This window comes from Opitutaceae bacterium, assembly GCA_041395105.1.
GTDB lineage: Bacteria > Verrucomicrobiota > Verrucomicrobiia > Opitutales > Opitutaceae > B12-G4.
Genome location: JAWLBB010000011.1, coordinates 39,404 through 51,189, shown reverse-complemented (window position 1 = coordinate 51,189; position 11,786 = coordinate 39,404). Strand labels below are relative to the sequence as shown.

General features: G+C 61.2%; 11 protein-coding genes. 6 read left to right on the top strand and 5 right to left on the bottom strand.

The window, feature by feature from the left end:
• Window positions 1-176: 176 nt before the first annotated feature.
• Together R3F07_19975 and R3F07_19970 are read left to right on the top strand one after the other, a co-directional pair.
• Window positions 177-848 (top strand): nitroreductase family protein, encoded by a 672-nt coding sequence (locus R3F07_19975; GenBank protein ID MEZ5278670.1) that lies wholly within the window; start codon window positions 177-179, stop codon window positions 846-848.
• A 156-nt stretch (window positions 849-1,004) separates the two neighbouring features.
• Window positions 1,005-1,703 carry a cytidylate kinase-like family protein gene (locus tag R3F07_19970; GenBank protein ID MEZ5278669.1) on the top strand — a complete coding sequence of 233 codons (699 nt, stop codon included), beginning with the start codon at window positions 1,005-1,007 and terminating at the stop codon, window positions 1,701-1,703.
• Between the two features lie 6 nt (window positions 1,704-1,709).
• Here R3F07_19970 and R3F07_19965 read toward each other — a convergent pair whose 3' ends face one another.
• Window positions 1,710-2,114, bottom strand: coding sequence for a hypothetical protein (locus R3F07_19965; protein MEZ5278668.1), 405 nt, complete (start codon window positions 2,112-2,114; stop codon window positions 1,710-1,712).
• 321 nt (window positions 2,115-2,435) lie between these two features.
• On the opposite strand from R3F07_19965, the gene R3F07_19960 reads away from it, so the two are divergent.
• The gene (locus R3F07_19960) at window positions 2,436-6,110 is read left to right on the top strand and encodes an immunoglobulin domain-containing protein (protein ID MEZ5278667.1); all 3,675 of its coding nucleotides are present in this window, start codon (window positions 2,436-2,438) and stop codon (window positions 6,108-6,110) included.
• A 37-nt stretch (window positions 6,111-6,147) separates the two neighbouring features.
• Here R3F07_19960 and R3F07_19955 read toward each other — a convergent pair whose 3' ends face one another.
• Both R3F07_19955 and R3F07_19950 read right to left on the bottom strand, forming a co-directional pair.
• Window positions 6,148-6,453: a response regulator gene (locus R3F07_19955; GenBank protein ID MEZ5278666.1), complete on the bottom strand. Its 306-nt coding sequence runs from the start codon at window positions 6,451-6,453 to the stop codon at window positions 6,148-6,150.
• Window positions 6,354-7,709, bottom strand: coding sequence for a PAS domain S-box protein (locus tag R3F07_19950; protein ID MEZ5278665.1), 1,356 nt, complete (start codon window positions 7,707-7,709; stop codon window positions 6,354-6,356). The genes R3F07_19955 and R3F07_19950 overlap by 100 nt, the downstream gene beginning before the upstream one ends.
• Window positions 7,710-8,034: 325 nt before the next feature.
• Here R3F07_19950 and R3F07_19945 point away from each other — a divergent pair, with 325 nt between their 5' ends.
• The 3 genes from R3F07_19945 to R3F07_19935 all read left to right on the top strand — a co-directional run bounded on the left by R3F07_19945 (window position 8,035) and on the right by R3F07_19935 (window position 10,333).
• Window positions 8,035-8,589 carry a hypothetical protein gene (locus tag R3F07_19945; protein MEZ5278664.1) on the top strand — a complete coding sequence of 185 codons (555 nt, stop codon included), beginning with the start codon at window positions 8,035-8,037 and terminating at the stop codon, window positions 8,587-8,589.
• Window positions 8,590-8,732: 143 nt separating this feature from the next.
• Complete coding sequence (locus tag R3F07_19940) at window positions 8,733-9,863, top strand: tetratricopeptide repeat protein (GenBank protein MEZ5278663.1); 1,131 nt, start codon at window positions 8,733-8,735, stop codon at window positions 9,861-9,863.
• Window positions 9,860-10,333, top strand: a complete 474-nt coding sequence (locus tag R3F07_19935) for a hypothetical protein (GenBank protein ID MEZ5278662.1) — start codon at window positions 9,860-9,862, stop codon at window positions 10,331-10,333. Before R3F07_19940 ends, R3F07_19935 begins: the two co-directional genes overlap by 4 nt.
• Here the strand turns inward: R3F07_19935 and R3F07_19930 are convergent.
• Together R3F07_19930 and R3F07_19925 are read right to left on the bottom strand one after the other, a co-directional pair.
• Window positions 10,268-11,293: a hypothetical protein gene (locus R3F07_19930; GenBank protein MEZ5278661.1), complete on the bottom strand. Its 1,026-nt coding sequence runs from the start codon at window positions 11,291-11,293 to the stop codon at window positions 10,268-10,270. The genes R3F07_19935 and R3F07_19930 overlap by 66 nt on opposite strands.
• A 21-nt stretch (window positions 11,294-11,314) precedes the next feature.
• The gene (locus R3F07_19925; GenBank protein ID MEZ5278660.1) at window positions 11,315-11,689 is read right to left on the bottom strand and encodes a response regulator; all 375 of its coding nucleotides are present in this window, start codon (window positions 11,687-11,689) and stop codon (window positions 11,315-11,317) included.
• Window positions 11,690-11,786 lie beyond the last annotated feature (97 nt).

The window sequence follows — 11,786 nt, the reverse complement described above, 5'->3', positions numbered from 1 at the left end:
GGCGGGATTCGGCACCACCCGCTCTGGAATGTCCCGTGGAGCGAACTCCTCGGAGGGTCCGGTGATTTCTGCCCGGCGATCAAGTTAGTAGATTTGCTTACCCGGGGGATTAGCTCATCCCTCGGTGGTTTCATTGGGAGGTTGTCAGATCGATCCCCCTGGGGTAGGGGGATGAGATGGCGAGTGAAAGCGACTTCAAGAAGTGGAGTGATTATCGGCGGGTGCCCGTCTCTGAAATGCGCGAGACTGCGCAGCATCTATTCGAAGAATTGAGTCGTCGTCGAAGCGTCCGGGAATTCTCATCGGAAACCGTTCCGCGTGAAGTCATTGAGTCCTGTCTGCGCACGGCGGGAACGGCTCCGAGCGGGGCCAATCGCCAACCCTGGCACTTTGTGGTGGTTGAGAACCCGGACGTGAAGAAGCGCATTCGGGATGCGGCTGAACAGGAGGAGCGGGCCTTCTATGGAGGGCGAGCGCCGGATGAGTGGCTGCGGGCAGTTCAGCCATTTGGCACGACGTCCGAGAAACCGTTTCTGGAAACCGCTCCGGTCCTGATCGCGGTATTTGCCCAGAGTCACCGGACTGAGGCGGACCAGTCGCAGTCAAGGAACTACTACGTCAACGAATCGGTCGGCCTGGCTGCGGGTTTCCTGGTGTCCTGCCTGCACCTCTCAGGCCTGGCCTGTCTGGTGCATACTCCAAGCCCGATGGGGTTCCTCAATCAGATTCTTGACCGGCCGAAGAGTGAACGTGCCTATCTCCTGCTGGTCGTCGGCTATCCGGCCGAGGACGTGAAAGTACCGGCGCTTTCGAGGCGACCCTTTGCGGAGATCGTCACGTTCCGATGATCGGGCCGGTCTTCTCCTTTCTGTGATCCCGGGCTTTGGAGGGGAGGGATTCCTGCCTGGCTTCCCTCATTCAATGCTCTTTGCGCACCTGTTCTTGCGTGGACGGAGATTTGGTCTCATCTTGTAGCTGAAAGGCGACTCATGCAGGACGACCGGATGTTCGAGCTATGTCGGCATTACATCGATTGTCGACTCACTGAAGGCGGTAAACGACGGGACCGCGCCAGGCGGGTGGCACCTGCGGTCACGATCTCGCGGGAAACCGGATCCCGCGCGGTGACCATCGGCAGGATCCTTGCCGGTTACCTCGATGAGATCCTTCCGGGTTCCGGATGCCAGTGGACGGTTTTTGATGAAAACCTGGTGGAGCGTGTTCTTGCGGATCATAATCTTCCCAATCGTTTGAAGGGCTATCTGAAGGAAGACAGGGTGGGCGGGCTTACGGATACGATCGAGGAGATCCTCGGTTTGCATCCTTCGAGCTGGACTCTGTTTCATCACACGGTTGAGACAGTCGTGAAACTGGCTTCCCTGGGTCAGGTCATCCTGGTGGGACGCGGGGCCAATCTGATGACGGCATCGATGCCCGGAGTCCTTCATGTCCGTCTGATCGGATCAATCGAACGGCGGATCGCGCAGGTTTGTGCGTATCACAACCTGGATGAGAAGGCGGCGCGCGAAAGGATCCGGAAAAAGGATGCGGCCAGCCGCCGATTCGTCAGGCAACATTTTGCCGCCGACAACGGCGATCCTCATGAATACGACCTGTTGATCTGCACCGATCGGATGCGGGACGAGGCGATTGCCCGCCTCATTGGCGATGCGGCCCGCGAGAAGCTGAAAGCCGGTCGATAAGGCCGGCTACCCGATCCGACCCCTTGGGGGGGACCATCTCTCGATCAGGTACTCGGCGAGATTGCGCATGCTTATGGTGGCATGGCCCTCACGGGAAAAGACCGTCGCAAAACGCGCGACATGGCGTCCCCGCTCAACGTAATAGCCCCAGAGCATTCGGTTCAATTCCTCGACCCGGCGGATGTGTTCGGGGTGGCTTTCGCGCAGAGCGGTGACCTGGTTGCGCCAGAAATCCGTTTCGTCGGGGTGTTCGTGGACATAGTCGAGCAGCATCTGCTCATAACGGTTGAGACTCACGCGGAGACGTTCGCGCTGGTTCCGGCGAAGGTAAAGGGGCTTTTCCAGAGATCCACCGATAAACGGAGAACCCGCAACCGGTTGCCCACCAGTTGCGGGTCCGATGAACCGCATGTACCAGGAATGAACTGTCTCCCACTGATCGGTGCGATGTCAGTCGTGAACCGATCGGCGTTTGACGTTTTGGAGCATAGCAGATCCCGGCCGCGCATCACAACCGGGGCGGGCCTGAGCGCCGGGTGGGACATCGGCTTAGGGTGATTCCGCCAGCCGGTCGGGTGGAACCGGTTGACACCAACTGGGCAAGATCTGCCTGTTCCGCGGGGGAGATCCCTCACTTTCCACAGTAATAGAGTATTGTAAAATGCTTTAGAACAATTGGTTATGACATTTAAGACTCGGCTGGCGTCAAATCTGCTGTGCAGATCAACCGCCTTGAGTATTTTCATCCAGTTCTGCGCCGGCCGCCGCGTCGGTCAGCCTCCGATTGCCCTGATCGTCCGGGTCCTGTGGGCCGTTTCCTTCCTGGGATCGGGTCTGTTACCTCTCTACGGGCAGAGGGAATGGAACATCTACCAACCCTTCGGGGCCTCCCTTCTCTGGTCGGTCGCCTATGGCGCGGATCGCGGGGAGTATGTCGCAGTCGGTCCGGGCCGCCAGGTTGCCTGGGACGTGAATCTTTCTGTTCTGGAGGATCGGGCGGTGGAGAGTCTGGGCGGCGCCTACAGCGTTGCCCTGAACGGGTCGCGGATCGTGGTCGGTCAGGTCAATGAGTTCGGGATAGGCCATAGCGACGACCGTCTGGTCTGGTCACAGGCCCTGGCCGGTCACTCCTTCTGGGGGGCCGCTCACGGAAACGGCCGTTTTGTCGTGGTGGGAACCGGAGGTCGGATAGCGACCGCCTCGGATGGCCTGGACGATTGGTCGAGCGCTGTCGTCGAAGGAATAAGCACGAATCTCTATGCCGTCTGTTTTGCCCGGGACCAGTTCATCACGGGGAATGAGGGAAAGATCTGGACCTCGACCGACGGCAGTGTCTGGGAGCGGCATGATGGCGGCTTTACCGGTTCAGCCCGGTCGATTACCTACGGGCGGGAGCGTTATGTCATGGTGGGCGGGGGAGGTTCCGTGCGTATCTCTGATGATGGCCTCACCTGGTCGGTGCGCAACTCGGGGACCACGGCTTCCCTGCGCAGCGTGACTTTTGGCGACGGCATCTTTGTTGCCGTCGGAGACCGGGGAACCGTGATCTATTCGATTGATCGCGGTGAAAGCTGGGTTCAGGCCGAGGTGGGCACGGCTCAGCAGCTCAATTCGGTGACTTTCGGCCAACGGATGTTCCACGCAGTCAGTTCCGGAGGACAGGTTCTGGCCAGCCGCTCGATCATGACCCCGCCGGCCATCGTTGTCGATCCCGCCGATCAGGAGGTGCTGGCCGGTTCAAATGTAGTGCTGGAAGTTTCCGCCACGGGAACGGCGCCGCTTTCCTATCTCTGGACCCACGACGGCGCCCCCATTGAGGATGCAACCGACAGTCGTCTCGATCTGGCGGATGTGACCGAAGTGGATGAGGGACATTATCAGGTTACCGTCTTCAATCCGGCGGGTGCGATCACCGGCCGGATTGCCTTCCTCAAGGTGTTGCCGGTGGATCAGCCACCGGAGATTGTCGTTCAGCCCGCCAGCGTGGCGGGAATCGAGGGTGGGCGGGTCGAATTGGCGGTTGAAGCCGATGGTTCCGAACCCCTGGTCTTTCGCTGGTTCAAGGGCGCCCGGTGGCTTCAGGATCGTTCGGGTCCGGCTCTCGTTCTCGACCCGGCATCAACCGGCGATTCCGGCTTCTACTCGGTGGTCGTCTCCAACGCTTTCGGGGAAGTGCGCAGTCAGGAGGTTGTCGTCTCGATCGAGCCGGAGGACCGATTTCCCGAGATACTCCAGCCGCCGGTTGGCGCGCATCTGGTGGCCGGGCAGATTTTTGAACTCCGGGTGACCGATCGTTCGTGGCCCCCGCCAACCTATCAGTGGTTCCACGATGAAGAGGAAATGTCCGGTCAACGGGGGGCAAGTCTGCGTTTCACCCCGGTCTCGCTCGAAGACGCCGGCTCCTACCGGGTTCGGATTTCGAACCGTCTTGGCACGATCGAGAGCGATCCGGCCGTGCTGACCGTCGTCCCACCCCAGTCCCCGCCCCGGATCCTGACGTCCCCTGCAGATCAGTTTGTGATGATCGGACATCCGCTCCAGTTGTCCGCCTCAGCCGATGGGTATCCTGCACCTGGATACCAATGGTATCATGATGGGAAACCCGTTGCCGGCGCGAACGGATCTGTTCTCGACATTGCCTCGGTGACGGCGGCGGATGCGGGAGACTACTGGATCCAGGCCTCAAACAGCCTTGGGGTGGCTCTCAGCGGACACGCCAGAGTCGAGGTGGGGGACGGGATTCCCCGGATTCTCGCTTCGCCGGAATCCCGGGCCATCGAGTTTGGCCGCCGTCTCGAGATTTTCGTCTCCGCCGATGGGCCGGGACCCATGATCTGGCGATGGTTCCGTGACGGGGTGGAGCTTTCCGGACAGGACACTCCGGAACGGGTCGTGCCCCAGGTCGGGTTCGGGGATTCCGGCCGGTATGAGATCGAGATTTCCAATGACCACGGATCCGTCCGGACGGCGCCTTTTCTCATCACGGTTGTGCCGGTCGACTTCACCGGCGTCTGGATGGGAGAGATTGTCGGCGTCGGGCGGTCGGGACGGTTTGCCCTTTTTGTCAGGGAGGGTGGATCGGCCGTTTTTCTCGGTTTCGACGGAGCCGGCGGTGCCATCCGCGATGACGACCTTCAGGTCGGGTCGGACGGGGCGTTCGGCTTTGACCAGATCGATACAACCGACTCCGGTCCCGCTCCGGGTGACCCGGTTGGTTCCGGTCGGCTGCAGAAGGACGCGGTCATCGGCAGCACGGTGAATGGCGGCCAACTCCAGGGCGTGCGGGCGGAAGCCGAGCCGATGGTTTCCACAGGTGGGTTCTATCGGGCCGGTCTTGCGGGAACGGTATCTGGAGAGTTGCTGCTCATTGCCGATGATGCGGGACGGTTTGTTCTGACCCTCGATGATGGAGAATGGCTCGGAGCGTCCGGAGGCATTCTGGATTCTACCGGCCGGGTCGAACTGAACCTTGAACGGGGAGTCCTTCGACTGAACCTTGATCCGGTCTCCCGGGTGCTCTCGGGTTCCTGGAAGCCTGCGGAAGGCGATATGCGGATCCTTGGGGGCCGTCGCGACGGGGAACAGGGCACCGCCTTTCTGCGCAACACCTCCCTGCGCGGGGTGGCGGGTCGGAATGCCGCTGTGATGGTGACGGGGTTTGTCCTCGAGGGGAGTGCTCCATCCCCGGTTCTCGTGCGTGGGATCGGCCCGGGCTTGAAATCGTTCGGGATTCCCCATGCTCTCGCCTCGGCGGAACAGGTGCTTTTCCGGGGGGCCGTTCGACTGGCCGAGTCCGGTCCCTGGGCAGAATCGCCGTCTGCGGCGCTCATCGATTCATGGGGTGCCCTGGCGGGCGCCTTTCCCCTGGATCCGGCTTCGGCGGATTCAGCCCTGGCCCTGAACCTGGATCCCGGATCCTATACGGTTCATCTGACATCGGGCGCCGGGGCGGGGCTGGGATTGACTGAAGTCTACCTGATCCCCGATCTCTCGTCTCCGGCCACAGGAAACCGCCTGGTCAATCTCTCAACCCGTCTGCGAATCGGGAGTGGCGACGAAATGGCCATCGTGGGTTTCGTCATTCTGGGCGAAGTCCCGAGCCGGGTCCTGGTTCGGGGCGTCGGCCCGGGACTCGAACAATTCGGGTTGAACGGTGTCCTCGCCGATCCGTTCCTGGATCTTTACCGCGGCGGCGTCCGCGTCGCTTCGAACGACGATTGGGACGAGACTGGCGATCGGACCTTCGTCGAGAGCCTGAGCGAACAAGTGGGTGCGTTCCCCCTTTTCCAGGGCAGTCGGGATGCCGCCCTCCTGACCTGGCTGGAGCCGGGAGTCTACACGGTTAAAGTCCGAAGTGCCGATCTCGGGACGGGTCTGGTCCTGGCGGAGATTTATGCGCTACCCTGATCCGATGCACCCATTTACTGGATACATCAATGCCGACTCAGGACCGGAGCGCCTCCTGGACCGTGGTGAGAACCTGGTTGAGGGAGAAAGGCTTTCTGAGCAGGGCCACCCTGCCGGGAAGATCGGTCAGGCCGTGGGATTCCTCCTCGTAGCCGGTCATGTAGAGAACCCGAAGCTCGGGATTTTTGTCGAGGAAGCGCCGGGCCAGGCCGGCACCGTTCATCTTGGGAAGGACGAGGTCGGTCAGGAGAAGCCGGAAGTTCCGGGCTTTCGACTCGTAGGTCGCCAGGGCGTCTTCGGCCGACGCGACGGAGTGGACTTCGTAGTTGTAGACCGAGAGCACTCCGGCGATGCATTCCCGCATGCTTTCGTCGTCCTCGACCACGAGGATGGCCACCTGATTGGCGATGGTCTGGCGCTCCGGGGGAAGGGTGGAGGCCGTGGGTTCTTCACCGGTCGTCTCCCGCGGAGGTAAACGGTGACGCAGGTACCTTCCCCGGACGGCTCTCCATCTTGATATGACCGCCGGCGTTCTTGACGGTGGCGTAGGTCGTCGAGAGCCAACCCGGTGCCTTTGCCGATCGACTTGGTGGTGAAGAAAGGCTCGAAAACACGGAGGGCGACCTCGTCGGTCATGCCCAAACCGTTGTCGGCAAAGGTGATGATGGCAAAGGAACGCGGGTTGGTGATCTCCGGAAGAATGTCGTCACAATCCTCCGTTTCGAGGACGGAGAGTCCAATCGTGATCCGGCCTCCATCCGGAAGGGCGTCCCGGGCATTGGTCGCGAGGTGGACGAGGGCCTGCTCGAACGCGGTCCGGTTGATCCTGACGAAAACGCGATCACGGGTTTCCCGTTCGATCACTTCGATGTTTTCGGGGACAATCCGCCGGATGATCCGTGCCATCTGAGCAAGAACGATCCCGAGGTCGAGAAGCTCGGGTTGGGTGTCGTCCCGACGGCTGAAAGCCATCAGTTCGGAGGTCAGCCCGGCCGCCCGCCGTGCGGCCTTGTGGATTTCTCCGGCGTAGTTGGTCAGGGAGGTGCGGTCCCCCGGCTCCTCAAGAAGCAGTTCACTGAACGAAAGGATGACCGCGAGAAGATTGTTGAAATCGTGCGCGATGCCGCGTGCCAGGCGACCGATTGCGTCCATTTTCTGTGCCTGGAGGAGGTCCTCTTCAAGTCGGCGGATCCGGCTGATGTCTTTGTGGATTCCAATGTAATGGCTGGTCCTTCCTCCGGCGTCCTGAACCGGGAAGACCTGCCACTGCATGATGAAATCGCTCCCGTCCTTCCGGTAGTTCACGGACTCGCCGCGGGTTCGGTCCCCGGCTTCGTAATGCTCCTTGAGTCGGGCCGTGACTTCGGTGTCCGTCCGCGGTCCCTGGAGCAGGCGAGGCGACTGGCCGACCAGTTCGGCGACCGCATAGCCCGTCATGCGGCTGAAGGCCCGATTGGCGTAACAGATGAGGGGCCCACGGTCGGGGGTGCCCGAGTCAGTGACAATGACGCCCTCTTCCAGATGATCGAGCGCTTGCTCGAGGAGGGAGAGAATGTCCGTTTTGCGGAGGCCGTTCCAGGATGCTTCTGAGGATGTCACCACACTTAGGTTGGAAAGGCGATGCATGAAGGCGCACCGCCCATCCCATCACCTTACCAACGGAGAAATCAGGGGCAAGCCCGCTTCTGGTTTCGGATGGGCCGAAGTGAATCCGTCCGGTGTCCACCGCTGGTCACGCGCCACGCGGAGATCGGCTGCACCCGGTTCACTGCGATTTTACAGAAGTTTGAATCTTCATCCGGCCACGCTGTTTGAATACCCCGGAGAGCAGCCGAAGGTTATGATTGTGAAACTCAATCCATGGATGGAACGATGTCTCCGACCCGGCCCAAGGATGGGGGCCGCTACGTCGAGAACCTCCCTTTTGCCCGCCCTTTCCCTGCAGATCCTGTTTGTCGCCTCCGCCGCGATGATCGGAACGAACGGCCAGGCGGCTCCGCGCTCTCAGGGTCCCTTCCTGTTATCTTCTTCGGATTCCGATTCGAGAGAATCACCTACGGCGGCCGCCCCGAGTGCCTACCTGCGTGTGGTTGGTCCCGTCGCGATGAGAGTGACGGCTCCGGTCGTCCGGACGCAGGCATCCCGACCCACCTATCCGGCTTCCGAGGAAATCGCCCGGGACCCGGAGGCCTACGTCGTGGCCGAGTCGGAACGCCGTGCCAACGGGGGTGTGGCTCCGACCCGCGATTCCGGAAACCGGGACATCCGTATTTCGGTTGGCGCGGACCCCCTGCCGGAGATCTCGGTTTCACCCTATTCAAGTCCCCGGATCCATCCGGAGGATGTCATTCTCTTTTTCAAGGATGAAAAATTGGACGGTTTGCGGGGAGGCGTGGCCTACCCGGCTGCCAGACTCAGGTTCGATCCCGCCCAACCGGAAGTGCGGTCATCGAGTTCCGCCACCTATACCAGTCAATGATTCCACGGTCAGTTCGCTCCTCACATTCATTCCTTCATTTTCCACCGGCCCGCGGGCCGGTTTCTGTCCGCCGGATCGGCGGTCTGGCAGCTTTGATCAGTTGCCTTGCCTCCGGCGGTCCTCTCCTGGCGGAGGTCCATTCTGTGTCAACTGCGGCCGAGCCCGCGATCTTGCCCGAGCCGACGGTCCGGGTGGTTCAGGCAGCGCATGGTTCTGCGGATCTTCTGGACGCCGCAAAGAAGCGCTGGTCGGAGGGCAAGAAGGACGAAGCGGAATTGGTCTTTGCCGAGCTTCTCAGTCTGCCCATTCCCATCGAGGAGAAACGGGATGCCCTCCTGGAGATGGCGGACCTCTTTGGCGAAGCGGACGCCTCCCGGGCCATCATCATTCTTGAGAAATTCCTCCAGACCTATCCGCGGGATCCCGCCGCCAGCAGCATCCTGCTCAGGCTCGGTATTCTTTACCGAAGCCAGGGAGCCTACGAGATCGCTTCCGCCCGTTTCTTCAGGGTGCTCAACGCGACCATGCGCGACGGAAACGAAGACCTGCAAGCCGCACGGCAGCGTGCGACCCAGGCGCGTTTTGAACTGGCGGAAATGCTGACCGAACAGGGCCGCATCACGGAGGCGGCCGCGGTTTATCGCAAGATCGAACTGCTCGACCTGTCTCCGGAAGATCGGATGACGGTCCGCTTCCGGTTGTCCTGTGTGGCCTTTGAAACACGGGACTTCCAGGCCGCGGTGGATTCATTTGCCGCCTTGCGGGACGAGGATCCGTCCGGTCCCTACCAATTGGAATCGGCCTATTATCTGGCGGCCGGCTTGAAAGCTCTGGGCCGGGAACGGGAGGCTTTCGATGTCGTCGTCGACCTGCTCGGTTCCCAGATATCCGACGTGTCCGGAAATCAGGCGCAATCCATTTACTGGAAGAGGAGGACCGGCAATGAGCTGGCCAACGGATTCTATAAGCAGGGGGATTTCCTGAGCGCCCTGACCATCTACCAGGCGCTGGCCCGACTCAGTGACGACACCGAATGGCGTTGGCCCGCAGTTTACCAGATCGGGTTGTGCTTTGAGCACCTCGAACTGCCCCAGCGGGCACTGGAAGCCTACGAGGCCATCCTCAAAGGATTGCCGGTCACGGACGCGGATCTGGTCCGGGCCGATGCCTCTCTGCGCGATCTGGCCCGTTGGAGGAGTGACCACGTCAAATGGATGCTCGACTACGGCGAACGGTTCAGGATCATGGTTGGAAGTGATACTTCCGATTCATGAGTGAGGGCGCGCCAGCCAGAGAAATCCTCGAAACCCATCTGAAACTCCTTGCGGAGATTCATGCGCTTTTCCTTGAGGAAAGCGCCATCCTGCGGGCGACCGGGGGGCTGCCCGACGAAGGTTTTCTCAAGAGAAAACAGGGGTTCCTGTCCCGATTGGACGAGTCACTTGTGCGACTCAAGAGCATTGGGGGCGCCTCGGCCCGACTCGATCCCGAATCGGCGGCGAGGGTCAAAGAGGCAAGGAAGCGGATGCTCCAGATTCTGATGCTCGACCGGGAAAATGAACGGATGATCCTGAAGGGAACGGTCTCATCAACCCTGCGACAGGACTATGCGCCTGTCCTCCCCGGACGTGTGGCCAAGGCCTATGGGCAGGCCGCCGGCGGGAAGAAAGCGCCGTCTTCAGAGAGCGGTGTTCTCGCAGACCGGAAGGGTCAACGTCAGGGAGAAACCGGATTCCGCTTCTAGACGGACAGGGTCGACGTGCCCGCCGAAGCTATTGGCGAGGCTCGAGATCGTGGCAATCTTTCGGAAGAAACCGGGCGTGAAGGCAAGAGATGTGGAGTCTGCGGGATCCGCGGGATTGTCGCTGTCCCGGAGAGGAGCCGCTGTCACGGTCAGACAAGCGGTCGGACGACCGGTGTCTTCCCGACCGCCTTTGGCGATCGTCCAGGTGATGCTGCCCTCCTGGTCCTGGAGAACCACCCCGGCGGCGAGAACAATTTCGACCACCAGATGACGGAGACTGCTCGGGTGCAGCTCGGTGGCCACAGGATGCTCAGGCCAGCGGGTTTCGATGGTGATACCGCGGTTGAGAAAACTGCGGGCCAGGACCATGGCCTCTTCGACCAGTTCGATCAGTTCGACTCTTGCGGGGGATTCCGGAGGAGTCCGCACCAGGAGGCTGATCTGGCGTCCAAGGGCGCTGGCACGGATCACCGTGTCGACAACCCGGCCGAGGCGTTGCTTCATCGGATCGCCGTCGGGTAGTTTCATTGCGGCCAGTTCGGCGATCCCTGAAATGGATCCGAGCATATTGTTGAGGTCGTGGAAAAGTGGCGGAGCCACTTCACCGATCGCGGCCAGGCGATCCAGGCTGAGACCCGGGGAGAGGACGGTGCGCCCGGAGGCCGAAAGGTGTCCTTCGCCCGCCTCCACCACAAGAAGATCGATCCGGTCGCCGTCCCCATCCACGATCTCGGCCATCCAGGTGGCGGCATGCCCGTCCCCGATGCCCTGAATCAATAGCTGCGGATCCAGACCCTTGAGGTCATCAAGGGCGGTCCCGGTCAGTTCGGCCAAGCCGGCGGACCCGGCGGCCACACGACCTTCGCCGTCGACCAGACAGGCGGGAGTCGGCCACTGGGAGAGAGCCTCGCTCAGCGACCGGGTCGTCGGCTGGGGCACGCAATCGGATTCCGTGGTCATGAGGCGACCTCCTTCCCTAAATCAGCGTCGGGTCGTGGCCGGATTCGTATCGGGCGCTTCGATCAGGGCCACCAGTTCCTTGATGCTGAACGGCTTGGCCAGACAGGCGATCAGGTTCGGGAAGCGGAATTGGTTCTGTTCGAAGGTGTATCCCGAGATCAGGATGAACTTCGTCTTGATGTTCTGCCAGGCGGCCAGCAACTCCATGACTTTTTCTCCGCTCAGGCGGGGCATCTTGTAGTCGATGATCACGAAATCAAAGTCGTGGTTGGGGTCCGAAAGAACGGAAACGGCGTTGTGCCCATCGCAAAGCAGGGACACTTCGTGCTTTTCGCCGAAGACCGTCAGGAGAAGCGAACGGATCGCGGGATCGTCATCGACAACAAGTAGCTTCATGGAAGTTCTGTTATTGGGTTCCGACTGAGGGATGGCGGTGGGTCAAGCGATGGTCCGTCCTTCGCCTGGTATAGGTATCGGAGGTAAGCTTCCGGAC